The 24,933-nt window shown below is 70.3% G+C and carries 29 protein-coding genes; 15 read left to right on the top strand and 14 right to left on the bottom strand.

Annotated features, from left to right (window positions below):
* On the top strand, positions 1–1,571 hold a 1,571-nt coding region (gene wzy, locus D7X96_RS32520), incomplete at its 5' end, for an exopolysaccharide repeat unit polymerase (RefSeq protein ID WP_306449846.1).
* On the opposite strand, the gene D7X96_RS32515 is transcribed toward wzy, so the two are convergent.
* The 3 genes from D7X96_RS32515 to D7X96_RS32505 all read right to left on the bottom strand — a co-directional run bounded on the left by D7X96_RS32515 (position 1,568) and on the right by D7X96_RS32505 (position 3,776).
* Positions 1,568–2,017 carry a hypothetical protein gene (locus tag D7X96_RS32515; RefSeq protein WP_121771507.1) on the bottom strand — a complete coding sequence of 150 codons (450 nt, stop codon included), beginning with the start codon at positions 2,015–2,017 and terminating at the stop codon, positions 1,568–1,570. The genes wzy and D7X96_RS32515 overlap by 4 nt on opposite strands.
* Entirely contained in the window at positions 2,018–2,653 is a 636-nt protein-coding gene (locus D7X96_RS32510; protein ID WP_121725511.1) for a hypothetical protein, read from the bottom strand. It lies immediately after the preceding gene.
* 76 nt (positions 2,654–2,729) lie between these two features.
* The gene (locus D7X96_RS32505; protein WP_121771506.1) at positions 2,730–3,776 is read right to left on the bottom strand and encodes a cation diffusion facilitator family transporter; all 1,047 of its coding nucleotides are present in this window, start codon (positions 3,774–3,776) and stop codon (positions 2,730–2,732) included.
* A 143-nt stretch (positions 3,777–3,919) separates the two neighbouring features.
* Between D7X96_RS32505 and D7X96_RS32500 the strand changes: the two genes are divergently transcribed.
* Positions 3,920–5,545 carry a mechanosensitive ion channel family protein gene (locus D7X96_RS32500; protein WP_121771505.1) on the top strand — a complete coding sequence of 542 codons (1,626 nt, stop codon included), beginning with the start codon at positions 3,920–3,922 and terminating at the stop codon, positions 5,543–5,545.
* A 7-nt stretch (positions 5,546–5,552) separates the two neighbouring features.
* Here D7X96_RS32500 and D7X96_RS32495 read toward each other — a convergent pair whose 3' ends face one another.
* Entirely contained in the window at positions 5,553–6,101 is a 549-nt protein-coding gene (locus D7X96_RS32495; RefSeq protein WP_158616348.1) for an RNA polymerase sigma factor, read from the bottom strand.
* 392 nt (positions 6,102–6,493) lie between these two features.
* Here D7X96_RS32495 and D7X96_RS32490 point away from each other — a divergent pair, with 392 nt between their 5' ends.
* On the top strand, positions 6,494–7,186 hold the full coding sequence (locus tag D7X96_RS32490; protein ID WP_120553132.1) for a hypothetical protein: 693 nt from the start codon (positions 6,494–6,496) through the stop codon (positions 7,184–7,186).
* 3 nt (positions 7,187–7,189) lie between these two features.
* Here the strand turns inward: D7X96_RS32490 and epsE are convergent, their stop codons facing one another.
* Entirely contained in the window at positions 7,190–8,404 is a 1,215-nt protein-coding gene (gene epsE / locus D7X96_RS32485; protein WP_121725493.1) for an exopolysaccharide biosynthesis GT4 family glycosyltransferase EpsE, read from the bottom strand.
* Positions 8,405–8,566: 162 nt separating this feature from the next.
* Between epsE and D7X96_RS32480 the strand changes: the two genes are divergently transcribed.
* From D7X96_RS32480 to D7X96_RS32440, 9 genes are all read left to right on the top strand, one after another.
* On the top strand, positions 8,567–9,088 hold the full coding sequence (locus D7X96_RS32480; protein ID WP_244219804.1) for a hypothetical protein: 522 nt from the start codon (positions 8,567–8,569) through the stop codon (positions 9,086–9,088).
* Complete coding sequence (gene epsD, locus D7X96_RS32475) at positions 9,085–10,122, top strand: exopolysaccharide biosynthesis glycosyltransferase EpsD (protein ID WP_121771503.1); 1,038 nt, start codon at positions 9,085–9,087, stop codon at positions 10,120–10,122. The genes D7X96_RS32480 and epsD overlap by 4 nt, the downstream gene beginning before the upstream one ends.
* 5 nt (positions 10,123–10,127) lie before the next feature.
* Positions 10,128–10,664 (top strand): serine O-acetyltransferase EpsC, encoded by a 537-nt coding sequence (epsC, locus tag D7X96_RS32470; RefSeq protein WP_199747209.1) that lies wholly within the window; start codon positions 10,128–10,130, stop codon positions 10,662–10,664.
* A 60-nt stretch (positions 10,665–10,724) separates the two neighbouring features.
* Entirely contained in the window at positions 10,725–12,884 is a 2,160-nt protein-coding gene (epsB, locus tag D7X96_RS32465) for a GH44 family glycoside hydrolase EpsB (protein WP_120552854.1), read from the top strand.
* Positions 12,885–12,894: 10 nt separating this feature from the next.
* Complete coding sequence (gene epsA / locus D7X96_RS32460; protein ID WP_121771502.1) at positions 12,895–13,683, top strand: exopolysaccharide biosynthesis glycosyltransferase EpsA; 789 nt, start codon at positions 12,895–12,897, stop codon at positions 13,681–13,683.
* Positions 13,684–13,708: 25 nt separating this feature from the next.
* Positions 13,709–14,017 (top strand): hypothetical protein, encoded by a 309-nt coding sequence (locus D7X96_RS32455; RefSeq protein WP_147468446.1) that lies wholly within the window; start codon positions 13,709–13,711, stop codon positions 14,015–14,017.
* An 11-nt stretch (positions 14,018–14,028) separates the two neighbouring features.
* Positions 14,029–14,763, top strand: coding sequence for an Ig-like domain-containing protein (locus D7X96_RS32450; protein ID WP_121771500.1), 735 nt, complete (start codon positions 14,029–14,031; stop codon positions 14,761–14,763).
* A gap of 90 nt (positions 14,764–14,853) precedes the next feature.
* Positions 14,854–16,158 carry a restriction endonuclease fold toxin 5 domain-containing protein gene (locus D7X96_RS32445; RefSeq protein ID WP_121771499.1) on the top strand — a complete coding sequence of 435 codons (1,305 nt, stop codon included), beginning with the start codon at positions 14,854–14,856 and terminating at the stop codon, positions 16,156–16,158.
* Positions 16,159–16,172: 14 nt separating this feature from the next.
* Positions 16,173–16,895, top strand: coding sequence for an immunity 52 family protein (locus D7X96_RS32440; protein ID WP_121771498.1), 723 nt, complete (start codon positions 16,173–16,175; stop codon positions 16,893–16,895).
* 1 nt (position 16,896) lies between these two features.
* Here D7X96_RS32440 and D7X96_RS32435 read toward each other — a convergent pair whose 3' ends face one another.
* From D7X96_RS32435 to D7X96_RS32425, 3 genes are all read right to left on the bottom strand, one after another.
* On the bottom strand, positions 16,897–17,382 hold the full coding sequence (locus D7X96_RS32435; RefSeq protein ID WP_121724840.1) for a cupin domain-containing protein: 486 nt from the start codon (positions 17,380–17,382) through the stop codon (positions 16,897–16,899).
* 28 nt (positions 17,383–17,410) lie between these two features.
* Positions 17,411–17,791, bottom strand: a complete 381-nt coding sequence (locus D7X96_RS32430) for a helix-turn-helix domain-containing protein (protein ID WP_120552861.1) — start codon at positions 17,789–17,791, stop codon at positions 17,411–17,413.
* Positions 17,792–17,903: 112 nt separating this feature from the next.
* Positions 17,904–18,413, bottom strand: coding sequence for a hypothetical protein (locus tag D7X96_RS32425; RefSeq protein ID WP_121771497.1), 510 nt, complete (start codon positions 18,411–18,413; stop codon positions 17,904–17,906).
* A 399-nt stretch (positions 18,414–18,812) separates the two neighbouring features.
* Here D7X96_RS32425 and D7X96_RS32420 point away from each other — a divergent pair, with 399 nt between their 5' ends.
* A complete protein-coding gene (locus tag D7X96_RS32420) occupies positions 18,813–18,998 on the top strand; it encodes a hypothetical protein (RefSeq protein WP_121725190.1) in 186 nt (61 codons plus the stop codon).
* A 25-nt stretch (positions 18,999–19,023) separates the two neighbouring features.
* Here the strand turns inward: D7X96_RS32420 and D7X96_RS32415 are convergent, their stop codons facing one another.
* The gene (locus tag D7X96_RS32415; protein WP_120548197.1) at positions 19,024–19,401 is read right to left on the bottom strand and encodes a response regulator; all 378 of its coding nucleotides are present in this window, start codon (positions 19,399–19,401) and stop codon (positions 19,024–19,026) included.
* A gap of 294 nt (positions 19,402–19,695) precedes the next feature.
* Between D7X96_RS32415 and egtB the strand changes: the two genes are divergently transcribed.
* Complete coding sequence (egtB, locus tag D7X96_RS32410; protein ID WP_121725191.1) at positions 19,696–21,030, top strand: ergothioneine biosynthesis protein EgtB; 1,335 nt, start codon at positions 19,696–19,698, stop codon at positions 21,028–21,030.
* A 7-nt stretch (positions 21,031–21,037) separates the two neighbouring features.
* The gene (gene egtD / locus D7X96_RS32405) at positions 21,038–22,060 is read left to right on the top strand and encodes an L-histidine N(alpha)-methyltransferase (protein WP_121771496.1); all 1,023 of its coding nucleotides are present in this window, start codon (positions 21,038–21,040) and stop codon (positions 22,058–22,060) included.
* 74 nt (positions 22,061–22,134) lie between these two features.
* Here egtD and D7X96_RS32400 read toward each other — a convergent pair whose 3' ends face one another.
* The 5 genes from D7X96_RS32400 to D7X96_RS32380 form a co-directional block, all read right to left on the bottom strand.
* On the bottom strand, positions 22,135–22,323 hold the full coding sequence (locus tag D7X96_RS32400) for a hypothetical protein (protein WP_120548189.1): 189 nt from the start codon (positions 22,321–22,323) through the stop codon (positions 22,135–22,137).
* A 263-nt stretch (positions 22,324–22,586) separates the two neighbouring features.
* Entirely contained in the window at positions 22,587–23,036 is a 450-nt protein-coding gene (locus tag D7X96_RS32395) for a CoA-binding protein (RefSeq protein WP_121725193.1), read from the bottom strand.
* A 53-nt stretch (positions 23,037–23,089) separates the two neighbouring features.
* A complete protein-coding gene (locus tag D7X96_RS32390) occupies positions 23,090–23,650 on the bottom strand; it encodes a hypothetical protein (protein ID WP_121771495.1) in 561 nt (186 codons plus the stop codon).
* 2 nt (positions 23,651–23,652) lie between these two features.
* Positions 23,653–24,099 (bottom strand): bactofilin BacM, encoded by a 447-nt coding sequence (gene bacM / locus D7X96_RS32385; RefSeq protein WP_014400844.1) that lies wholly within the window; start codon positions 24,097–24,099, stop codon positions 23,653–23,655.
* Between the two features lie 3 nt (positions 24,100–24,102).
* On the bottom strand, positions 24,103–24,933 hold an 831-nt coding region (locus D7X96_RS32380), incomplete at its 5' end, for a ParB/RepB/Spo0J family partition protein (RefSeq protein ID WP_121771494.1).

Here is a 24,933-nt window from a genome sequence, read left to right as displayed (position 1 = left end):
CTCGAATGGCCTTCAAACCCTCCCCCGCCGCCTGGCTCCAGTACATCGTCATGGTCGTGGGCCTGGGCGCCGTCACGCTCGGCGCGGCCGCCGTGGGTAACGGGGACCCCATCATCACGCTGGCGCCCGTGCTGGCCGTCACCGTGGTGTGGGTCATCCTGAAGGTCCCGCTGCGCTACCTGACCATCACGGTGCTCTACCTGGTGCTCGCGGTGGACTACACACCCGAGCGGCCCCAGTCGATGTTCTGGCCGTCGCCGCTCTTCCCCCTGGGCAGGCTGCTCTTCTCCCAGCTGCATGAGCTGGTGGGCATTGGCGCCCTGCGCTTCCCGCTCATCGACGGGCTCATCATCGGCTCCATCGCGCTGGGCATCTACCGGCGGGCCACGAAGTCCAAGATTGATCCGCCGGTGGTGCCCATCCCCCGGCCGCTGGTGGTGGTGCTGGCGCTGTCGTTCTTCTCCATCATGTGGATGGAGGTGTGGGGCATCGCGCGGGGCGGGGACATCAAGAACTCGCTCTGGCAGTGGCACCAGGCGGCGGTGCTCCCGCTGGTGGGGATGATGTACCACTACAGCCTGCGCGGGCCGGAGGACTGGCCCCTGGTGGCGAAGACCATCATCGCGGCGGCGCTCACCAAGTCCGCGGTGAGCACCTACTTCGCGCTGGTCATCATCCCGGCCCAGCACCTGGAGGTGGAGTACACGACCTGCCACTCGGACTCGATGACGTTCATCTTCGCCATCACCGTGTGCATCGCGCGGTGGCTGGAGCGGCCCAAGTCCGGCCACGCCATCCGGGGCCTCCTCATCATCATCCTGGTGTTCATCGGGATGTTCTTCAACGACCGCCGGCTCGCGTACGTGAGCCTCGTGGGCGGCCTGGCCGCGGCGTACCTCTTCAACCCGTGGACGCCGCTGAAGAAGCTCGTCACGCGAGGCCTCATCGCGTGCTCGCCGCTGCTGGTCGTGTACTTCCTGGTGGGCTGGGGCTCCAGCAGCAGCGTGTTCAAGCCGGTGGCGACCTTCCGCTCCATCATCGAGGGGCAGCACGCCGAAGGAGAGCTGGACTACCGCGACATCGAGAACCTCAATCTCATCGCGACGTGGAACACGAACCCCGTGTTCGGCACGGGCTACGGGCACGAGTTCCTGGAGCCCTACCCGCTGCCCAACATCGCGTTCGTGTTCCCCACGTACCGCTTCCACCCGCACAACTCGCTGTTGGGCCTGTTGGCCTTCGGCGGGTGGTTCGGGTTCACGGGCGTGTGGATGTACCTGGTGGTGACGGTGTACCTGTCAGCGCGCGCGTACCATCGAGCGTACGCGGCGGAACACCGGACAGCGTGCCTGGTCATCGTGGGCGTGGTGGCGTCCTACCTGAACCAGGTGTTCGGAGACATGGGCATCATCTCGTACATCTGCACGTTCCAGGTCGCGGTGTGCTCCATCCTCGCGGGCAAGCTGGCCATGGTCACCGGCGCGTGGCCGTGGCCCCAGCGTGAGAAGGTGCTGGGCCTGACGCGCGCGGCGCCGGAGGAAGTGCCGCCTCCGGGCGCGACCGCCGCCTAGCGCTGGATGCCGATGATGCGCCACTGGCGCGTGTCGATGGCGTACGTGGCGCTCGCGTCCGTCACGGGCCCTTCGGAGTTGCACGCGTCCTGCCGGGGCACGAAGCGCACGAACAGCACGCCCTCCGGGCCGGGCGCCGTCCACACGTCGAAGGAGTCCCGCCGGTAGAGGCACAGCTCGTCCGCGGTCGCGTTCTTGTGCGGCTTCAGGTCCAGCGGGCGGAAGTCATCCATGGCCAGCTGCGTCGCCACCGCCACGGCGGCGGGCGTCTGCGTACGCCCCTCCGCGGGCAGGTCCAGCGGGAACTGGAAGCGGGCCAGGTCCGCGTCGGAGGCGCGCGGCGGACGGAGGGGCCGCGCGAAGAGCACGCAGCCGGACAGGGGCAACACCAGCAGCGCCGCGAGCCCGCGCTTCACCAACAGCCCTGACCAACCCTGGCGCCCCATCTAGTCCTCCACGGGCGTGATGAAGCCCGTGTCCTTGTCCGCTTCGTGGATGTACCCGATGAGCTTCCACGCCTTGCCCTGCCGCAGATAGACCTCACCGGGACGCGACTCGCCCTTGTACGGAACGAGCTTCGTCACGGTGCATCCTGCATCAAATTGAACCCGCAGGGTCCAACGTTGTGACTGACTCCAGCGGTCCTCCTGTGACATTCCCGACGGGAACCACGGGTGGCTGTGGAAGTCCGCCAGCGTGGAGGGCAGGCCCCGGTCGTCCTTCACCACGCTGGGCACGCTGCAGCTCTTGCGGCGCAGGTCCGCGCCCACCAGCGTCGTGCGGCCCAGCGGTGACGGCCAGCTGGCGTAGTACTCGCCGCCGCCCAGCGAGTAGATGAGCCCGCAGTACTCCTGGCCGTAGTCCTTCTCCCGGGCCCGGTCCAACGCCATCACCGCCGGACACAGCTGGTCGATGACCTCGTCCACGTCCCGCGAGGGCTGGATGGCGGGCCAGGGCCCCTTCACCCAGACCCGGGCGCCCCGCTGGCCGAAGAGGGTCTCGCTGCCGCTCTGGAAGTAGGACGTGCCGGCGCAGCCCACGAGCAGCGCCACCCCCACGCTCCATGCATTCCGTCCGCGCATCCCGTCTCGCCGCTCCCGTGTGGGGAATCGCGGAAGCGCATAGCACGGTCTAAGCCTTAAAAGCAGGAATAAAAGCCTACCCCGTCCGGGCGCGCAGCTCCGCGGCCTCGGCGGCGGCGGCGGTCAGGTGCTCCAGCTCCAGGTCGATGTGCTTCGCCTGGGGGATGGCGCGGCGGACGTCCGCCTCGATGGCGTCGATCTCCTCGCTCAGCGTGCGGATGAGGTGGCGGGCCGCGTCGGTGAGCGCGCGCTCGCGCTCCGCGCCCACCGGGGGCAGCCCCTGCGCGGGCAGGGCCTCCGCCAGCCGGGCCGCGACGAAGGACTCGCTGAAGCGCAGCTCCGCCTTGAACTGGTAGGACTCCGGGGTGAGCTGCCGCGTCTTCACGTCGTGCAGGTCCGCCAGGCTGGGACGCGCGCGCAAGAGGTCCTCGAAGCGCTGCTCCACGTCCGAGGGCACCGACCGGCCCAGCAACAGCTCCCGGTTCGCCACCATCAGGTAGACGGCGATGAGCCCCAGCAGCACGCCCACCGTGAGCGACGCCAGCGCGTCCCACAGCGGGTTGCCCGTCACGTGCGCCAGGCCGATGCCCGCCGTCGCCAGCACCAGGCCCAGCACCGCCGCGCCGTCCTCCAGGAGGATGGCCACCGACGCCGGGTCCGCCTTCGTGCGCACGAAGCGGAAGAAGGGCTCCCCCGCCGCCTGCTTCAAGAGCCCGCGCACCGCGAACAGCAGCACGCCGCCCTCGATGAGGAACGACAGCCCCAGCACCGCGAACGTCACCGCGTTCGTCTCCGCCACGTGCGGGTGCAGCAGCGACTGGATGCCGTGGTAGACCGTCACGCCGCAGCCCACGAAGAAGATGCCGGACGCGGACAGGATGCCGAAGATGAAGCGCTCGCCGCCGTAGCCGTACGGATGCGAGTCGTCCTCCACGCGCGCCGCCCGCTTCAGCCCCAGGAACAACAACACCTGGTTGCCCGTGTCCGCCGCCGAGTGGATGGCCTCCGACAGCATCGCCCCCGACCCCGACAGGGCGAAGGCGATGAACTTGATGAGCGTGACCAACACGTTGCCGGACAGCGCGGCGATGACGGCCTTCAACGACGATGCAGGAGCGGACATGGAGGTGCCAAACCTACCATGGGGTGCCCACCCGCCCGGCCGCCCCACGCCCGACCCTTGGCCGTCCGCGTCATCCCCTCTGGACAGGCCTGGATGGGGATGATTGTTTGCACTCAAATCATACAACGGATGAGGAGCGTGCCTTGCGTCGTTTCGTGTCGCTGTGGGTGCTGTGGGTGTTGCTGCCGGTGGGGGCCTTCGCGCTGAACGGAGGGCTGCCGGCGGCTCCGGCGGACGTGGACCGGAGCACCCCCGCGGCGACGGCGACGGGGTTCCTGGACGCGGCGCATGCGCGGGACGCGGCGCGGGCGCCGCACTACCTGGACCTGTCGCGGCTGCCTCCGGAGACGCAGGCGGAGGAGGGGCTGAAGCTGGCGCGGCGGCTGGTGGTGGTGCTGGACCGGACGCTGTGGCTGGACTTCGCGCGCATCGGCAAGGAGCCGGCGGGCCCGGGCGAGCGCGCCCGGCGCGAGGTGCTGGGCCAGGTGGCCACGTCACGCGGGCCGCAGGACATCGTGCTGGAGCGGGTGGACGCGGCCGGGGGCCCGGTGTGGGTCTTCAGCGCGGACACGGTGGGCGCCATCGACGCGCTGTTCGAGGAGCACGGGTCGCCGGTGCTGGAGATGCTGCCGCCGGTGTTCTTCACGCGCCCGCTGTGGGTGCTGGAGACGTGGCAGTGGCTGGGGCTGGCGCTGGTGCTGGTGGGGGCGTGGGCGCTGGGGCGGCTGGTGGAGGCGGTGACGTTGCGCGTGGGGGCCCGGGCCGCGGGGCTGACGAAGTCCGGCTGGGATGACGAGCTGCTGGCGGCGGGAAAGGGGAGCATCCGCTTCGTGCTGGCGGGCATGCTGGCGGCGGCGGGGGCCCGGCTCCTGAAGCTGCCTCCGCCGGCGCAGGCGGCCGTGGACCTGGGGGCGCGCTCGCTCATCATCGTGGCGGCGGCGCTGTTCTTCCTGCGCTTCCTCAGCCGGGCCGCGCGCTTCGTGGAGAAGAAGGTCGCGCAGTCTCCCGAGGGCACCGACGTGGCGCGGGTGCGCGGCCTGCGCACGCAGCTGGCCATCCTGCGGCGCGTGGTGGAGGTGGCGGTGGTGCTGGTGGCCGCGTCGCTGCTGCTCCTCCAGTTCGAGGCGGTGCGCAACGTGGGCGTGTCCCTGCTGGCGTCCGCGGGCATCGCGGGCCTCGCCATTGGCCTGGCCGCGCAGAAGTCGCTGTCCACGCTGCTGGCGGGCATCCAGCTGTCCATCACCCAGCCCATGCGCATTGGCGACACGGTCATCATCGAGAACGAGTGGGGATGGGTCGAGGAGATCACCCTCACCTACGTCGTCGTGAAGGTGTGGGATTTGCGCCGGCTGGTGATTCCCATCACGCAGTTCCTGGAGAAGCCGTTCCAGAACTGGAGCAAGGTGTCGCCGGAGATATTGGGCACGGCGGAGCTGTACGTGGACTTCCGCACGAACGTGCCGGCGGTGCGCGCGGAGCTCAAGCGCATCCTGGAGCAGGAGTCGAACGGGCTCTGGGACGGCAAGGTGCAGGGGCTCCAGGTGACGGACCTGAGCGAGCGCACCATGAAGCTGCGCGCCCTGGTGAGCGCGGCGGACTCCGGCAAGGCCTTCGACCTGCGCTGCCTGGTGCGAGAGAAGCTGGTGGCCTGGCTCCAGGCCCAGCCGCACGGCCTGCCGCTGCTGCGCGCGGAGGCCACGCCCCTGCCCCTCCCGGAGGAGAAGGCCGTGGGCCCGGCGCTGCTGGCCGCGCGGGCGGGCAACGGCTGAGGCCGTTTCAGTGCCACGTGCCCACGGAGAGCCGGCGCTCCTCCGCGATGGGCTGGAGCCGTTCGCGCAGCTGTTCGCGCACCTGGTGCAGCCACCAGCCCACCGTGCCCGTGGAGCGCCCCACCTGGGCCCCGATGCTCACGTAGGAGCGCCCCTGCGCGCGCAGGTGGAACACCTCCCGCTGCTGCGGCGGCAGGCGCTCCACCGCCTCGCGCAGGTCCTTCTCCTGGATGAAGGTCCATAGCTCGCTGCCCTCGTGCTCCTGTGGATCATCCGAGAGCACCGTCACCCACCCCGCGTTCACCGCCTTGCGCTGCTCCGCGCGGTGGTGGCGCAACAGGCTGATGGCCCGCGTGTTGATGACCCGCCCCGTCCACGCCCGGAACGCCTCCGGCCCCTGCAGGTGCAGCCGCTCCTTCCACGCCTCGTCCAGCGCGTGCTGCACCAGGTCCTCCGCGTCCGCCGCGTTCCCCAGGATGCGCTGCGCGTGCTTCAAGAGCCCCGAACGGAATTGGATGACCAGCGCCGCGAACGTCTGCATCTCTTTGTCAGCCATGGAAGTGCCCCCCGAGCTCCGTTTCCGTGCGGCACCATGATGACAAAGCCTTTCAAGCCGGGCAGAGCAAACTATCCACGAATTACACAGAGTGTCTGGAAATCCCATCCCACCCGGCGATTTCCGCCGCCAGCGTCACGAATACATCCAGTGTCTGTCTTTTGGATGTCCATCCAGGGCAGGTGCACATGGGTTTCCGACAGAAACACACCGGGATGATCAGCAGTCGTCATCCCGGGCGGAGACTCACGACGAATGCCCCGCGGGGCGATTGACCGTGAGGCAAAACGCCCCGGCGAGGCGAGACGCCCGGGCACCTGGGGCAGAACGCCCCGCTCCGAGACATGAAACACGCGTGAGAACACGGCAGGGTTCTTGCTGACACGCCCTCCATGCTTGAAACACGGCGCCCGGAGTCCGCCGTCCGCGACGTGCTCCCCTACCGGAAGCCGAAGCTGGGACGGGACTACTGGATCAAGGACAACGTCCTGCCCAACGCGCTGGAGGTCTACGAGCGCAACCTGGCCCGCGAGGACTGGACGCTGGGCGCCCCGTGGCGGCCGGAAATCTGGCCCGGCATCCGCGCCCCGCACGCGCTCACGCCCCAGGAGCTGGCGCCCATCGAGAAGTGGATTTGCGAGCAGGCCGGCGTGCGCGCCCTCACGCAGGAGGCCCCGGCGCGGGGGGCGCTGTCCCACAACCACGTGCAGCTCGTGGGGGAGAAGGAGTCCACCGCGAAGCCGCACGTGGACTCGCTGGCGCTGTGCGACTTCGCGGGCGTCATCTACCTGCACCCGAAGCCGCCCGCGAAGCACGTGGGCACGTCCTTCTACCGGCTGCGCATGCCCGGCGGCGGCCTGGGCGGCAACACCTGCCCTCCCGGCTGCGTCAACCTCACCCAGGCCTTCGGCGTGACGAAGCTGCCCGCCAACGCGTGGGTGCAGGACGTGGAGGTGGAGAACGTCTTCAACCGCCTCATCGTCTACCGGGCCGACTTCGTGCACTCGGCGACCGCGTACTTCGGGCAGGGCGACAAGCACTCCAAGCGCGCCACCGCCCTGTTCTTCTGGAAGGCCGTGCGCTGAGGGCTAGGACAGCATCTTCGCGAGCATGTCCGCGCTGCGCTCGCTGCTGAACTGCTCCTCCACCTTGCGGCGGCCGGCCTCGCCCAGCCGCACCGCTTCGGCCGGGTCCCGCGCCAGCTTCTCCAGCTTCTCCGCCAGCACCGCGGGCGCCTGCGGCGGCACCAGCACGCCGTCCACGCCGTCGTCCACCAGCTCCTTCACGCCGCCCGCGCCCGTCACCACCACCGGCGCGCGCATGGCCATGGCCTCCATGATGGCCACGCCCAGGGGCTCCTGGAGGCTCGCCAGCGCGAAGAGGTGCGAGCGCTGGATGCCGTCCTTCACCACGTCCTCGCTCACCGCGCCCAGCAGCGTCACCGCGTCCGTGAGCCCGTCCTGCGCGAGCTTCGCCTCCAGCACCTTGCGGTACGTGGTGCCGCCCGCCTCGTCCTCGCCCGCGATGGACAGCCGCGCGTCGATGCCCTTCTTGCGCAGCATCCCCACCGCGTCGATGAGGTCCGCGTGCCCCTTGCACGGGTTCAGCCGGCCGCACGCGAACAGCCGCAGGGGCCCCTCACCGGACCACGGCTCGTAGGGCACCGTGCGCTGGAAGCGCGACAGCTCCACGCCCATGGGCGCCAGCTCGATCCGGTCCGGCAGGCTCCCGGCCAATTCCTGACGGACTTCGCCCAGCAGCTTCTTCGTGATGACGAACGCGAACTTCGCGTGGCGCCACTTCTCCCGCTGGTTGGGGCCGTAGTCGTCCAGCGGCCCGTGCAGCGTCATGCTGTACGTGAGCCCCGACAGCAGGTGCGCGAACATGGCCACGTGCGCCGCGTTGGCGCAGGAGTGCACGTGCACGTGCGTCCAGCCGCGCTCGCGCGCCAGCGACGCCAGCCGGCCGCCCATCACCGCGAACGCCACCAGCTGCGCGCGGCCCTTCGCGTCCAGGCCCTCCGCGCGGGCGATGGAGGCCAGCACCCGCGCCCAGCCCGTGGGCATGGCCCGGGCAATCTCCAGCGCGGCCTTCGCCACGCCCAGCGGGGGCGGCGGCGCCAGGTACTCCGTGCGCGACATGGCCTCGCGGGCCCAGCTGTGGCTGATGATGCGCGCGGGCGGCGGACGGGTGGACACCAGCTCCGGTGACACGCCCTTCCCCGGCAGCGCCTGCAGCTCGCGCCAGAAGAAGATGTGGGTCTGTCCGGGGAACTCGGGAATCAGGTAGCCGATCTTCTGCACGCCCCTTCCATAACACGGCGCGTCCCCACGCTCCCCGGGCCCAAAGCCACGCCATGGGGGGTGTCAGCCGTGACAGCAGACCGGCGGCACGCTCCTCCGCCTGCCCGCCTGTCCGGGTCGTTGGGTGATGCCGCCTCATTGCGTTATACCGTCCGCGCTCCCATGTCCGCCGATTCAAGCCCCCCGCCGCCCGCAGAGGAGACCCCGCCCGCCAGCGCCGTGCCCTCGCCGGAGCTGTCCCGGCTGTGGTTCGCGCTGGACCGCCGCGCCTGGAGTTACCTCGTCGTCGTCCCGGCCCACCCCGGAGCCCCCGCGCTGGACGCGGGCCAGGCCCTGATGGACGCCGGCGCGCCCTACCCGGAGCCTCCCCTGCGCCTGGTGGACGCCACCGGCATCGAGCCCGCCGGCGCGCCCCGGATGGTCCAGGAGGTCCGCCGCCGCGTGGAGCAGGGGGAGCGCGTGGTCGTGGTCATCGACTCGCTCATCACCCACCCCGCGAGCCTCCCGCTGGCCCTGGCCGCGGACACCGCCCTGCTGGTCGTCACGCTGGGCGAGACGGACTTCGGCTCCGCGCAGAAGACCCTCCAGCTGGTGGGCGAGGACCGCTTCGCCGGCAGCGTCACCTTCCCGCATCCCACGAAGAAGCAGAAGCGCGCGGACGCCGCCAGGAAGAAGAAGCCATGAGCCCTTCCGAGTCTCCCGTTGGCCCGGCCCCCCGGCTCAGCGTCGTCATCGCCACGTACAACCGGCTGCCCCTCATCACCCGCCTGCTCCAGCAGCTGGCCGGCCAGACGCTGCCGCCCGAGCAGTTCGAGGTCGTGGTGGTGGACGACGGCTCCGCCACCGACGTGAAGGGCCCGCTCTCCGCGCTGAAGCTGCCCTACACCCTGCGCGTGGAGGTGCAGGAGAACGCGGGCGCCGCCGCCGCGCGGCACCGGGGCGTGCTGGCCGCCCGGGGCGCCACGGTGCTCGTCACGGATGACGACATGCAGGTGGCGTCCGACTTCCTCGCGCGCCACCTGGGCCACCACCCGCCGGGCTCGCGCAACGTGGTGCTGGGCCGCATCCGGCCGGACCCCGAAATCGGGGAGATGCCGCTGTTCGAGCGCTGGTACGCGTACTTGAACAACCGCATGGCCGAGGAGCTGTCCACCCCCGGCGCGAAGGCGCGCGGCAACCACCTGTACACGGGCAACGTGTCCTTCCCCCGCGCGGACTACGTGGGCGTGGGCGGCTTCGACAAGACGCTGGGCCAGTCCGAGGACGTGGAGCTGGGCGTGCGCCTGGAGAAGGCCGGCTGCGCGTTCCTCTTCGCGCCGGACGCGTACGTGCTGCACGGCAGCGACCACGTCAGCTTCGAGAAGTGGATCCGCCGCGCCCACCGCTACGGCATGTTCGACACCCACGTCTCCGTGAAGCACCCGGACGTGAAGGGCGTGAACCCCTGGCGCCTCTTCTTCGAGACGAACCTGCTGTCGCGCCCGCTGCTCGCCTCCGCGGTGGTGGCGCCGGAGGCGTCGCGCAAGCTGACGGAGGCCGTGGTGAAGGCCTCCAGCGTCGCGGACAAGCTGGGGCTCACCGGCGCCGCGTTCGCGGGCACGTCCGTGGCGTACGGCATGGAGTACCTGCGCGGCGCCCGCACGGAGGCCGGCGGCTGGATGGGCGTGGCCCGGGGCTTCGCTCGCTACCTGCAGGGCCGGGGAGAGCCCCAAGGATGAAAGCCATGTTCGGAGCCCTCATCTCGGACGCGCTGGAGATGGCCAAGGCGGCCACCGGGACGACGGACGCGAAGTCCATCGCCAAGGTGGTGCTGACCAGTGACTCGTACCGCATCACCGCGCTCAACCGCGCGCGGGAAGCGGCGCTGGCCTTCCACATCCCGCTGGTGAACCACGTGCTGCGCGTGGCCCAGACGGCGGTGATGGGCATCGAGATTGGCAAGGACGTCACGCTGGGCAAGGGCGTGTACTTCGTGCACAGCCTGGGCGTCGTCATTGGCGGCGACGCGCGCATTGGCGACCGCGTGCGCTTCTACGGCAACAACACCGTGGGCACCGCCAAGGACAACGGCTACCCCACCATCGAGGACGACGTCTGGATTGGCGCGGGCGCCCGCATCCTGGGGCCCGTGCGCATTGGCGCCCGGTCTCGCATTGGCGCGAATGCCGTGGTGCTCCAGGACGTGCCGCCGGACAGCGTGGCGGTGGGCATCCCCGCGCGCATCTTCCCGCGCAAGGACCAGGACGAGGTCCCGCTGTAGCCGTCGCCGTTCGTTGATCCGCTGTGCCGGTTCGTTCCGGGGGATGCGTTGAGGAAGGTCATGGCAGACAGGGCGAAGCACGCGCGGTGGAAGCGGACCGTCATCCTCACCTGCGCGGTGCTGGGCGGCGGAGCCGGCGTGGCGATGGCCCAGCAGGGCGCTACGAAAGAGACTCCGCCCGCCGCGCAGCCCGCCGCCACGGACTCGGTGGCCGTCTACGACGGGGGCATCCAGGCCGGCTGGAAGGACATCGGCTGGGCCCCGCGTGAGCTGCCCAGGGGCGCGCCCGCGCGCCTGCGGATGTTCAACTACGGCGGGTGGATCCTCTACCGGCCCAAGCTCCAGGGCGCGTACGGCGCGCTGACCTTCCGCTTCACCGCCCCGGAGTCCTACGGCGAGTTCCTGGACGTGCGCCTGGACGCGCCCGGCGCCGCGACGTTCCCGCACGTGCGGATCAGCCCGGAGTTCATCGTCAAGAAGGACCGCGAGTGGGCGGAGGTCGTCGTGCCCATGGAGGTCCTCAACCCGCGCGGTGAGCCCTTCGACCGGCTGGTGTTCCGCGCGTCGAAGGAGGTGGCCCGGGACTGGGTGCTCTTCGACAAGGTGGCCCTGGTGCCGCTGTCCCCGGACGTGGCCGCCGCGCGCGCGGCCGGCGGCGGGCGCATGGGCCGGGGCGACGGCCGCGAGTCGAAGATGATCATCGACTGCACCGCGCCCTCCAAGCCCATCAGCCCGCTCATCTACGGCATCGCGCTGGACGGCAACAAGGAGACCACGGACACGCACCAGTGGAAGCTGGGCGCCACCATCCGCCGCTGGGGCGGCAACCCCACGTCCCGCTACAACTGGAAGCTGGGCCGCGCGTGGAACACCGGCAACGACTGGTACTTCCGCAACGTGCAGCTGGGCTTCGGCGCGGATGACTTCCTGGAGTCCAACCAGAAGCACAACGTGCAGTCCGCGCTCACGCTGCCGCTCATTGGCTGGGTGGCCAAGGACACGTCCTCCGTGGGCTTCCCGGTGTCGGAGTTCGGCCCGCAGCAGGCCCAGGACGACACGGAGCCCGCGGGCGGCAACGGCGTGCGCCGCGACGGCACGCCCCTGGTCCCCGCCGCGCCCACGACGACCAGCGTGCAGGCCCCGCCGGAGTTCATTGGCGAGTGGGTGAAGTCGCTCAAGTCCCAGGACGCGAAGCGTGGTGGTGCCCGCGGCGTGAACATGTACATCCTGGACAACGAGCCCGCCCTCTGGAGCTCCACGCACCGGGACGTGCACCCCGAACCGCTCACCTACGACGAGCTGCTCAAGCGCACCATCGACTACGGCACCGTGGTGCGGAAGGCGGATCCGGACGCCGTCATCGCCGGCCCCGCCGAGTGGGGCTGGACGAACTACTTCTGGTCCGCCGCGGACTTCGCGCCCGGCCGCCCGCCGTACACGGACCGCCGCGCGCACGGCGACGTGCCGCTGCTGGCCTGGTACCTGCGCGAGCTGCGCGACCACGAGAAGAAGACCGGCGTGCGCCTGCTGGACGTGGTGGACGTGCACTTCTACCCGCAGACCAACGTGGGCCTGGGCCTGGAGGGCGCCACCGACCCGGACACCAACGCGCGGCGGATCCGCTCCACGCGCGCGCTGTGGGACCCTACGTACAAGGACGAGTCCTGGATTGGCCAGCCCATCCAGCTGATTCCCCGCGTGAAGCAGTGGATCGCGGAGAACTACCCCGGCCGGGGCATCTCCATTGGCGAATACAACTTCGGCGCCATGAAGCACATGAGCGGCGGCCTGGCGCAGGCGGAGGCCCTGGGCCGCTTCGGGCAGCAGGGGCTCACGTCCGCGTTCTTCTGGCAGTACCCCGCGGAGAACAGCCCCACGTTCTGGGCGTTCCGCGCGTACCGCGACTTCGACGGCAAGGGCGGCCGCTTCCAGGACAACGGCCTGTCCACCACCGCGCCGGAGGGCACCAGCCTCTTCGCGTCGCGGGACGCCTCCGGCAAGAAGCTCACGGCCGTCTTGCTCAACTTCGACCCCGAGCAGGCCGCTCAAGCCCAGGTGGAGTTCAAGGGCTGCGGCTCGCTCAACACCGTGCGCGTCATGGGGTACTCGGGCGCGCCGGGCGGTTTCACCGAACAGGCCACCGGCAAGCAGGCCGAGCAGACCCTGTCGCAGCGCCTTCCCCCCTACTCCATCACCGTGCTGGACCTCACGGTGAAGTGAAGACGACGCCTTGACCACCGCACACGCCCCCGCCTCCTCCCGCCCGCGCCTGAACATCGGGCAGCTCACCATCGACCAGCTCACCTTCCCGGAGGCCATCACCGCCATTGGCGAGCTGGTGGACGCGCACCAGGGTGGCTACGTCTTCACCGCCAACGTGGACCACGTCGTGCTGGCGGAGACGAACACGCGCTTCCGCGACGCGTACTCGAAGGCCACCATCAGCGTGGTGGACGGGATGCCCATCGTCTGGGCGTCGCGCATGCTGGACGTGTCCCTGCCGGAGCGCATCGCGGGCTCGGACCTCATCCTCCCGCTGGTGAAGCTGGGCGCCGAGCGCAAGTGGCGCATCTTCCTGTTGGGCGCGGGCCCGGGCGTCGCGGAGAAGGTGGGCAGGCAGTTCCAGGCGCAGTACCCCGGCATCGAAGTGGTGGGCTGGGACTCGCCCATGGTGAACCTGGACGCGGGCGACGCGCAGAACGACCCCATTGTCGCGCGCATCCGGGAGAAGGACCCGCACCTGCTCTTCGTCGCGCTGGGCAGCCCCAAGCAGGAGGTGTGGATTTCCCAGGTGGCCCAGAAGCTGGGGCCCACGGTGGCCATTGGCATTGGCGCGGGGTTCGACTTCATCGCTGGCACCGCCAGGCGCGCGCCGGAGTGGATCGCCAAGGCCGGCTTCGAGTGGCTCTACCGCCTCACCCACGAGCCCAAGCGCCTGTGGCGCCGGTACATTCTCAATGACTCACAGTTCGGGGTGATCCTGCTGCGCGAGTTGTGGAAGCGCACCCGGGGTCAGTAGGGGGGGGGCGCCGGGACGTTCCCTCATGTCATCAGCCGTATCCCGTACGCCGCCCCGTTGGGCGGCGCGACTCGTCGTGTTCGCGGCGTTGTTGCTGTCTGCCTTCAGCCTGCCGGCGTCCGCCGCCACCAACACGGAGTCCACGCAGAAGGCCAATGGCTACAACATGGCGCAGGCCACCTCGAACGGCCGCACCATCCAGGGCAACCTGGACTTCCTGGGCGCGCGCATCCAGACGGACCAGCGGCCCGCGGGCAACTGGCTGCACGAGGGCAGCCTGTACCCCAATGAGAAGACGAGCCGGGCGGCCTGCCGGGCTGGACGGCCACGCTGAGCCGGCCCACGGTGTTCCTGGCCGCCGGCCAGGAGTCCACGGTGACGCTGACGGTGCGCGCGCCGGCGAACCTGCTGCCCTCGCTGCTGTCGGAGGTCACGGTGACGGCGTCCTCCGGTGGCGCGCCGGGCGTGTCCGCGTCCGCTCGCGCCAAGACGTATACGCCGCCGCCTCCTCCGGTGACGGGCGTGGCGACGACGACGGCCATCCTCACGCCGGCCGCGAACGCGAGCGTGACCATTGGCCAGGCGACGCTGCTGTCCGCGCGGGTGCGCAACGCGTCCACCAACGCGGTGGTGACGGGGCCGCTGCGGGGCGTGGTGACCTTCTTCGTGGCGGGCGTGGCGATTGGCGCGGATGACGACGCGGACGGCGACGGCGTGTTCAGCCTGCCGTGGAGCATCGCGACGGACACGTGGACCGCCACGGGCGCGCAGGACTCCCGCGCGGTGTACTCCGGCGTGACGCTGCAGCCGAATGCGCAGAACCTGCTGGGCAGCACGGCGGCCGGCGTGGTGACGCTGACGGCGCGGGTGACGGATGCGCTGAGCGGCATCAAGAACGTGGCCTTCGCTCGGGACGGGTCGGGCATCCGCGCTGGCACGCTCCAGTCGAACGGCAACTGGACCGCGGAGCTGGACACGCGCGAGCTGCTGGATGGCACGCACACGGTGGACGTGTGGATGACGGACGCGGTGGACAACTTCGTCATCCAGAGTTTCAGCTTCACGGTGAAGAACCACTAGCCGTCTGTCATTGACGGCGGTGCCCCTTCGGGGCGGGAGGTCCATCACGGGCCTTCCGCCCCGTTGTCTTTCCGGGGTGTCATTGGCCGCATGGATGCGCACAGGGCTGGCGTGTGGATGTTGTTGTTCGTGCTGCTCACGGGCTGCGCCAGCGGCCCCACGGTGCGGCTGCGCGCGGAGCAGGGGACCCGGACGTACGCGCCCGTCAGTGCTCGGGAGTTCGAGGAGGCGCTGACGCGGCTGGTGCTGGAGGTGCCGCTGAGGGTGCGGGCACCGAGGGTGGTGCATGCGGTCGCGAAGCAGGGAGCGGAGCTGGACCGGAGCCTCGGGTTCATGCTGCGGGACCGGTACGGACGGTGGTGCCGGGCGCATGAGGCTCCAGGGGACTGTCTGTCGTTGCTGGAGGACGGCGCGGGTTTTGGTGAGCTGGACCGGCTGACGCTCGCGGTAGGCATGTCGCTGGAGCCCCTGCGCGCGAGCATCGGGGCCGCGTTGCAGGACACGTTGGACCCGGCGTTCTTCGTGTCCGTGGTCTCGGGAGCAATTGCGTCCTGGGTGGTGCTGGCGGCGGCACCGGAGCCGCTGTTCACCAAGGCCGCGGCGGTGATTGCCGCTGTGTTCCTGGCGTACGTGGGGGTGCAGTCGTTCCTCGCGGTGGTGCGGGCGTGTGCCGCGCTGAAGGACGCCACGGACCGGGCGACGACGTTCCAGGAGCTGGAGGAAGCAGCGGAGGTCTTCGCGCGGACCCTGGGGCCGGAGGTGGCACGCGTCTTCGTGCTCGCGGTCACAGTGGCGGTGAGTCACGGCGTGACGATGGGGTTGTCCTCCGCGCTCGCGGCCATGCCGCGCTTCCCGGGTGCGGTGAGTCTGGGCCCGGTGCAGGTGCTGGACGTGAGCGCGGTAGGGGTGGTGGGCGGAGTGGTGGAGGTCACGCTCGCGTCCACGGCGGTGACCATGGCCGTCGTGGGGCCACCGCCTCCGAGCAGCAACACGGGAGGCCCGGGCAAGTGGGTCCAGGTCAACGAGTCGATGTCCGACCGAGCCCGCGACTATCAGGCCCAGGTGACCGGAACGCCGAAGGGCTCCGCGTACCGGCTCAAGAGTGGAGACGACGAGGTCGACTTCGACGGCTACGACCCGGTGGAGAACGTGCTGCTGGAGGCCAAGGGCCCGGGCTACGCGAAGTTCATCCAGGACAACATGACACTGAAGGAGTTCTTCAAGGGCTTCGACAAGGTGCTTGCACAAGCCGAGCGGCAATACTTCATGGCTCGTGGAATGCGCGTCCGTTGGTTCGTCGCGGAGGAGCGATTCGCAGAGCTCCTTCGCAGATCATTCGAAAGCCGGGGCTACAAGACCTTCGAGGTCGTGCACGTCGCTCCGGTGCCGCGCTAAGGAGTCCTGGAACCATGACTGAGACGTACTACTCAGGCTGCTACTGGCTGGCCCGGCAGGAACCTGTCGAGGCCTGCGCCCACCGACTGAGTTCATTCCTCCAACGATTGGGCCCCTTGGAACCCTCGTGGAACCGCTGGCACCAGACGGCCGCGACCTTCGAGAAGGCGCGAAAGCGACAGGTGTCTCCAGGTGAGGCCACCCTCTCCAAGCTCCTGGGAGGCAAGGCCAGCCGGTTCATGGACATGTCCCGTTTCTGGCTCTGGGCTGGCGAAAACGAAGAGGAGGCCTCGAAGGTCACCGGCCACTGCGGCAGCGCCGCGACGCATATGGCTTCCGTCTGTCTGCTCGACGGTCACAGCATGGGCCAGGTCGCGGAGCGGGTGTTGACCGCCCATGTCCTGACCGGCGTGGTGCGCGCCATGGCGCTCGCCTGGGAGCCAGAATTCGGTCTCTGTACCTCGCATGAGCATCGGGAACAGCTCATGGCCGGCCGGTTCCCCGAGCCCGGCACCTTCGTCGGCTGGGTCACCTACCTCGCCGACTTCCGCGGGCCCGTGCCCCCGCTGCCCTCCCCTGTGCAGGTGGAGCGCATCCCGGACCGGGGCACGCTCATCACCCTCACGCAGGAGAAGTTCAGCGTCGCCAATCCCGCTCACGTCGCCCTCGCCGCGGACGTCCAGGCGCGCCTCCAGGCGGCGGGGTTGCTCACCCCGCTTCGCCCCTGGGGCACCTGACTCAGCGCGGGCCGGGCTTCGCGAACCTCCGGAGCAGCGCCTCGTGCGCCGGGTGGCGGGCCACCATCGCGTCCGCCTCCGGCAGCTCGAAGTCCGCGAACTCGAAGCCCGGCGACACCGTGCAGCCCACCAGCGTGTACGCCCCCAGCGGCTCCGCCGCCTGCCATACCCCCGCCGGCACCAACACCTGCGGCTGATGGCCCTGCGTCACGTCCCGGCCCAGCACCTGGGTCTCCAGCCGGCCGTCCTCGTGCACCAGGTGCAACGCCAGCGGCTCCCCGTCGTGGAACAGCCACAGCTCGTCCGCGCCCACCACCCGGTGCCAGGCGGAGAACTCGCCTTTCTGCAGCAGGTAGTAGATGGCCGTCCCCGCGGACCTCCGTCCCCGGAGCGTCTGCACCTGGAACGCCGCCCGGTACGTCTCCCGGTAGTAGCCACCCTCCGGATGGGGCTGGAGGCCCAGCCTCCTCACCAGCTCTTCAACCATGGTGGTCCCAGTCTAACGCCGCGCCCCTTCAGGGCTTCTTCTTCTGCTGCTGCATCGCGGACGCCACCAGGTTCATCAGCTTCAGCTGCACCGGCGTCAGCCGCCGCAGGTTGCGCATCAGCCGCCGCATCTCCGGCACGTCCTCCTCCGTCCGCGCCCGGGGCTTCTCCTTCGGCGGCGGCGCCGCGAACTCCTCGCCCAACCCCAAGAGGTCGTGCGGCGGGATGTTCAGCACGACGCACAGCCGGCGCAGGTTCTGGACGCTGGGCAGCATGTGGCCCCGCTCCAGCCGGCCATACACCTCCGACGCCATGCCGATGCGGTCCGCCACGTCCGCCTGCGTCAGACCCAGCTTCACCCGCACGTTCCGCGCCGCCGCGCCAAGGATTCCCGCCAGTTCCGTGTCCATGCCCTTGCCCGTCCCGGGTGGAAAGCGCCTCCATGGCACCGGGCGCTGCATAACCCTGAAGGTCGGGTCATGTCACCTTACCTCTGGCGTTTTTTCCCACCCCGCATCCCACTCAGGGGGTGGGCTCCGGGAGGGGTGCGCGCCGGCGCTCGGCGGCCGTGAAGAGCAGGGCCATGGGCAGCCCCAGGAACACCGCGTGCCACACAATCTGGAGGAACTGCGGCACGCTCAGGAACCAGGGGAAGTAGCCGCGCGCCAGCAGCTGGAAGTCCACCATCCACACGAAGATGCCGAAGAGCATCCCCACCGCGGCCTGGAACTCCCAGCGCCCCCGGCCATCCACCGGCAGCATCGCGTCCAGCAGCGAGTACACCACCCCCCAGCCCGCCGCGGCGACCAGGTGCACCCCCAGCCCCACGGCCACCGCCAGCGCCGTGGACACCTGCGGCGTGAAGGCCGGCGGCCCCAGCACCACCGCCGCGCTCATCCGCACCGGCACGAGCGCCCCCTCCCCCGCCGCCACCGCCAGCGCCGTCTGGGCCAGCGCCAGCAACACGCCCGCCGCCAGGCCAAACAACACCCCGTTCGTGAGCGACCAGGGGGTGGAAGTCCTCCGTGCCATGGGTGTGTCTCCTCGGGGGTGAGCGCGGGCGCCGGGAGCGGGCCCGTCCCCTCAACGCTGCGCACCCGCCCGGAAGGGGGCAGCCACCCCACGCCCCTGGCCCGCCCCAGCCCCACCCGGGCAGGCCGCCAGGGGCCCTTCACCCCTCTTCCAGGCCTGCCATACGGCCAGTCATTTCTTCCCCTACGATTTCGGGCCAGCCCGTAAGTTCTTCAGACGTCACGGCCGACCCACCGTGAAAGTGCCCGGAATTCCCGGGAGTGGCGGGCAGGCATGCGGTTCGCAAGAGGGAGGGTGCGTCGAGGAACCGAACCCGTGTCCCAGTCTTCCGCGAGAAACCGCCTGATCCTTCCGTACCGCGTTCACTACGCGCCGCCTGCGTGGCGCGAGGTGGGGCGGATGTCCTCCGAAGCCTTCGAGGCCCTGCAGCAGGCGCTCGCGCGGCTGGCGGAACGGACGAAGAACCAGGACTCGGTGGCGGGACCGGCGCGGCACCGCGTGGAGGGCCACGACCTGGAGCTGCTCTACGAGAAGGACCCGCGCGCCAGCACCCTCACGCTGCTCGCGGTGACGCGGCTGGGCTGACACCCCCGGAAGTCCCTCGGCGGCTTCAGGCGCTCCGGCCGGACAGCCGGCCCACGGTGGCCAGCAGCTCGTCCGGGACGATGGGCTTCTTCAACAGCCCGCCGGTGTCCGGCAGCGCCTCCGTCCCCACGCCCGACAACAGCAGCACCGGCACGGCCTTGAGCCGGGGCCAGTCCGCGCGCAGGTGGCGCAGGAACTCCGGGCCGTCCATCACCGGCATGCGCAGGTCCAGCAGGATGAGGCTCGGCGGAGGCAGGTGCTGGAGCTCGTCCAGGGCCTCGCGGCCGTTGGCGGCGACGGCCACCTCGTAGCCGTCCGCTTCCAGGATTTCGGCGATGGCGGCGCGAGCATCCTCGTCGTCCTCCACCACCAGCACGGGCTTGTGCTGCACGGGCTCAACCATGTCCCGCAGCATAGGGACCCCCTCCCCCACACGGACACGCCTTCCCGGAATACCCCGACCACTGGTGGACAAATGCCCACCCCAGGGGGTGGCTCCCGGACGGGGATATCATTTGTGTAGAAACGAACCCTTCGGTCCAGAATTCCCCGACAGCGTGGAGGGCGCGGATTAGGACTCCCTGTCTCCGTGGGAGGGGAGCGGGCTCGCAAACGTGTGCTCCCTCACGGGTCGTTCAAACCAGGGGGGGCCGGGGGGTTAGCGGGTCCCGGAGCCCCTTCCTACCTTGGGCCGACCATGTCGCTGAGGAGCACTGAGCAGGGAAGGACCCGCGTCGGCGAGGCCCCGTCGTGGAAGCGCCGGGCCTGGCGGGAGCTGGAGGCGGGGCGGGAGCGCATCCAGGCGATGCTCGCGCCGCTGCCGGAGGCGGAGTTGATGCGGCAGCACTCGCCGCTCATGTCCCCGCTGGTCTGGGACGTGGCCCACGTGGCCAATTACGAAGAGCAGTGGCTCTTGCGCGCGCTGGGGGCCCCGGCCTTCACGGACCCCGCGTTCGACGCCATCTACGACGCCTTCCGCCACCCCAGGAACACGCGCGCCACGCTGCCCCTGCTGGAGCCGGAGGCCGCCTGGGCCTACGCCACCCGGGTGCGCGCGGCGGTGGGCGCGCACCTGGAGACGCTGCCCGAGGACAGCGAGGATCCGCTGCTCCAGGGCGGCTTCGTCTACGGCATGGTGGCGCAGCACGCGCAGCAGCACGCGGAGACGCTGGCCGCCACGCTGCAGCTGATGACGCACGTGGAATACCACCCGGTGGAGGCCCTGCGGCCCCAGCCCGGCGCGGTGCCACAGCACGAGGTCTTCATCCCCGGCGGCCCGGTGCGCCTGGGCAGCGACGACCCCTGGGCCTACGACAACGAACGCCCCGGACACGTCGTGGACGTGGCGCCCTTCCTCCTGGACGCGCACCCCGTCACCACGGGGGACTTCCTCGTGTTCGTGGAGTCCGGCGGCTACGAGGACGCGCGCTGGTGGGACCCCAAGGGCTTCGAGTGGATTAAGGCCGAGCGGATCCGCCACCCGCTCTTCTGGAGCCGGCAGGGGAATCACACCTGGCTGCGCCGCCGCTTCGGCACCGTGGAGCGGCTGCCCAAGGACGAACCCGTGCAGCACGTGTCCTGGTACGAGGCGGACGCGTACGCGCGCTGGGCCGGCAAGCGCCTGCCCACGGAGGCCGAGTGGGAGAAGGCCGCGCAGGGCAGTGACGGCGTCCAGCGCGCGCACCCCTGGGGGAACGCCGTGCCCACGGACGCGCACGCGAACCTGGGCGGGACGCGCTGGGGCCCGTCCCCCGTGGGCAGCCATCCCCCGGGCGGCAGCGCGGACGGCGTCTGGGGCCTCCTGGGCGACGTCTGGGAATGGACCGCCAGCGACTTCCAGCCGTACGCGGGCTTCCGGGCCTTTCCGTACCGCGAGTACTCGGAGGTCTTCTTCGGCAACGCCTCCAAGGTGCTGCGCGGCGGCGCCTGGGCGAGCGCGCCCGTGGCGGTGCGCAACAGCTTCCGCAACTGGGACTTCCCCATCCGCCGGCAGATCTTCGCCGGCTTCCGCTGTGCACGCGACGTGAAGTGAGGGCCACATGAGGATGAGGACGGAGCAGGGCGAGGCGCGCGTCACGGAGGGCCATGACTCGCCGGGCGTGCAGGTGGACGTGCACGTGCAACCCGGGGACGCGCGGCGCGCGCTGCGGGCGGAGGTGCTGGAGGGGCTGTGCCACGGGCCCAAGGAGCTGAGCCCCAAGTGGCTCTACGACGAGCGCGGCAGCCAGCTCTTCGACGACATCACCCGCCTGCCGGAGTACTACCCCACGCGCCGCGAGCGCGAGATTCTCCGCGCCCACGCGGACGACGTGGCGCGCTTGAGCGGCGCGGACACGCTGGTGGAGCTGGGCAGCGGCACCAGTGAGAAGACGCGCCTCTTGCTGGACGCCATGGACGCGGCCGGGCAGCTCAAGCGCTTCGTCCCCTTCGACGTGAGCGAGGCCTTCCTGCGCAAGGCGGCGCAGGGCCTGGCGCGCGAGTACCCGCGCATCGCCGTGCATGCCGTCGTGGGCGACTTCGAGCAGCACCTGGGCCGCATCCCGGGCGGCGGCCGGCGGCTCGTCGCGTTCCTGGGCGGCACCATCGGCAATCTCAAGCCCGCGCAGCGCGCGCTGTTCCTGCGCGAGCTGGCGTCGGGGCTGAAGCCTGGAGACGGGCTGCTCCTGGGCACGGACCTCATCAAGGACCGCGAGCGCCTGTTCGCCGCCTACAACGACAGCGCGGGCGTGACGGCGGACTTCAACCGCAACGTGCTGCGCGTGCTCAACCGCGAGCTGAACGCGGACTTCGACCCGGAGGCCTTCGAGCACCTGGCCCCGTTCGACGAGACGAACAAGTGGATCGAGATGCGGCTCATCTCACGCAAGGCCCAGTCCGTGTGGCTCAAGGACCTGGAGCGGCGCGTGGAGTTCGCGCAAGGCGAATGTCTGCGCACGGAGGTGAGCTGCAAGTTCTGTCGCGAGCAGGTGCAGGCGGAGCTCAGCGACGCGGGCCTCGACCTGGCCGCGTGGTGGACGGACGCGGACGGAGACTTCGCGCTGTCGCTGGCGATGAAGCGTTGAGGCGGGAGGGCCGCCCGGCGCTGCCTTCCAGCGCGCCGGGCACGGGCCCCAGAACATCCGGACGACGGTGCGGCCTAGCGGCGGCGCGGCGGGTTGCGGCGCGCGGGCACCGGCACCGGAGCCGGCTGCTGCGGGCGCGTCCACGCGGCCCAGAGCGCGGCCGCCGCGGTGATGACCAGTCCCCCCGCCGCTGCTAGCTGCTCACCCAGGGGCCCGATCTCCACGACGGCCAGGGGGAGGGGAAGCATCTCGGTGAGCGTCATGCGCGGACTCCTTACGAGGGGCACAGCGTGAAGACCCGGGACGGGCGGACGCTCGACACAGGTCGGGAAGCTAAGGTTAGGAAGTCAGAAGGCTTTGGGGAAGTCCCGGGGACTCCGGCTGACGGCGCGTGGACGGAATTGCACCTCGGGTCGGCCCCGAAGTCCATCCCCTCGCAGTGACAGCCACCGGAAAACATCCGCCGTCTCACGTAATGAGGACACGCGGGCCGCGCAGGACGTTCCCGGGGACTGCCCGCTGCCGCTTATCGCCCGTCCGGGTGGCGCTTCTTCCACTCCACCTTCATGCAGTGGTCCTGCACCACGCGGATGCCCGCGCGCGCCAGCTGCTCGGCCGCGGCGTCATTGCGGATGCCCAGCTGGAACCAGACGGCATGCGGCTTCTTCGCCAGCATCGCGTCCACGTATTGGGGGATGTCGTCCGGGCGCAGGAACACCTGCACCACGTCCACGTCTCCGGGCAGGTCCTTCAGCGAGATGGAGATGGGCGTCCCCAGGATGCTCCCCTGCTCGCCGTGCGTGGGCACGGGCAGGATGACGAAGCCGTGGTCCTGGAGGAACTTGGGGATGGCATGCGCGGGCTTGTCCGCCTGCGCTTCCGGGCGGATGCCCAATACGGCGATGCGCTTCGTGCGCGCGAGCAGCTCGCCAATGCCTTCCGCGTCTTCGATGAGGTTCTTGCGCCAGTCGTCCATGGGGTCTCCGGCTCCTTGAATAAGGAGGCCGTGACCCTCACGCAGGGACACTTTCAGCGGGGCGCGGCCTGGACCTGGATGCTACGGCAGGCCTCGGTGGCCAGGCGGACCTCCTCGGTGCTGGCGCCGGGGAGGCTGGCGCACAGGAACAGGTCATCCCCCACGCGCCGGGCGCCGAAGAACGCGGGCGCCTCCGGGCCCAGACCGCCGTCCGTCAGGGCCGGGGCCATGGTCACGCGAAGGAGGGCGAAGGACGGGGTGTCCTCCTCCTGGTCCAGCGACAGCGTGAACTGCTTCATCTGCTGACGGACGTTGTCCGCCAGCGTCTCCGAGGAGGGCATCTGCTCGCCCTGCCCCGGCTTCAAATCCACGCGCAGCGCCGGGCGGCCGGGAGGGCCCGCCTGGAAGCTGCCGTCGGTGGCCACCTGCGCGGACCAGCCCGGCGGCAGCGGCACCTTCACGCCCGAGCGCAGCCCCGCGTCCTCCGCCTGGACATCCTCGCCCGGTGCCTTCTTCTGGCAGCCTTCGCAGCCGCCGAAGAGGACTCCGAGCGAGACGAGCCCGAGGCCCAGGAGCCTCGGGGTCTTCCGCGCGTGGGACGCGTGGACGGGCACCGTTACTTCTTCTCTCCCGGCGGGGGCGGGTTGCCGCCGCCCTTGCCGATGTTCTCCATCTTGAGCGAGCCCTCGAAGATGACGCCGCGGTCCATGGACAGCGACGGCGTCTCCAGGTTGCCCTTCACGCGGCCCGGCTGCTTCAGCTCGATGAGCTGCGTGGCGCGCACGTTGCCTTCCACGGTGCCGTTGATGATGACGGTGCCGGCCTGGATCTCCGCCTGCACGCGGGCGCCGTCGCCAATGACGAGCACGTCCTTGGTGACAATCTGCCCGTTGAACTTGCCGTCGATTCGAACCTGACCCTCGAAGGTGAGCTTCCCCTCGAACTCGCTTCCCTTACCCAGAAGCGTGTGAACCTCACCCGGACGCGTCGACACGAAATCCTCCTCCCGTTTGAACAGGGGCTTGCTGGGTGCTTCGTCTTTCTTCCCGCCAAGGAGCGCCACGCCCTACTCCTTCCTCAGAAGCTTCAACAGCCTGTCGAGGTCATCGTAGGAGAAGAAGTCGACTTCCAGGGTGCCTTTTCCCGGGCTTTTCTCCGACAGACGGACCTTTGTTCCCAACCGGCGCTGCAGCTCCTCGGTGAGCGACTTCACCTGCGGGCTCACCTTGGGCGCCGGCTTCCCTGCGTCCTTGCCGCCCTTCGCGGACTTGCCCTGCTGGACCAGCCGCTCCGTGTCGCGCACGGACAGCTTCTTCTCCGTCACCTGCTTCGCCAGGTTCTGCAGCTCCGGCAGCCGGGGCACGCCCAGCAGCGCGCGCGCATGGCCCATGCTGAGGGACCCGTCCGCCACCATGAGCTTCACGTCCGGGGGCAGGGCCAGCAGGCGCAGCGCGTTCGCGACGGTGGAGCGCTCCTTGCCCACCTTCTGGGCCACCTGCTCCTGCGTGAGCTTGAACTCCTCCACCAGGCGCCGGTAGCCGTCCGCCTCTTCAATGGGGTTCAGGTCCGCGCGCTGGAGGTTCTCCACCAGGGCGAGCTCGAAGGACTCGGCCTCGGTGACCTCGCGCACGATGGCGGGGATCTCCTTGAGGCCGGCGGCCTGGGACGCGCGCCAGCGGCGCTCGCCCGCGATGATGAGGTAGCCCTCGCCGCCCTTGTTCGGGTTCTTCCGGACGAGGATGGGCTGCAGCAGGCCCTGCGCCTTGATGGAGTCGGTGAGCTCGGTGAGCTTCGTCTCGTCGAAGTGGCGGCGGGGCTGGAGCGGGTCGCGGTGGATGGACTCGATGGCCAGCTTGAGCACGCCGGGCTTCGGCGGCGGCGCGGCGGGGGCCGGCGC

Source organism: Corallococcus interemptor (assembly GCF_003668875.1).
Lineage (GTDB): Bacteria > Myxococcota > Myxococcia > Myxococcales > Myxococcaceae > Corallococcus > Corallococcus interemptor.
Note: the sequence above shows the minus strand (reverse complement) of the source record. Positions and strands in the feature narration are given on the sequence as shown.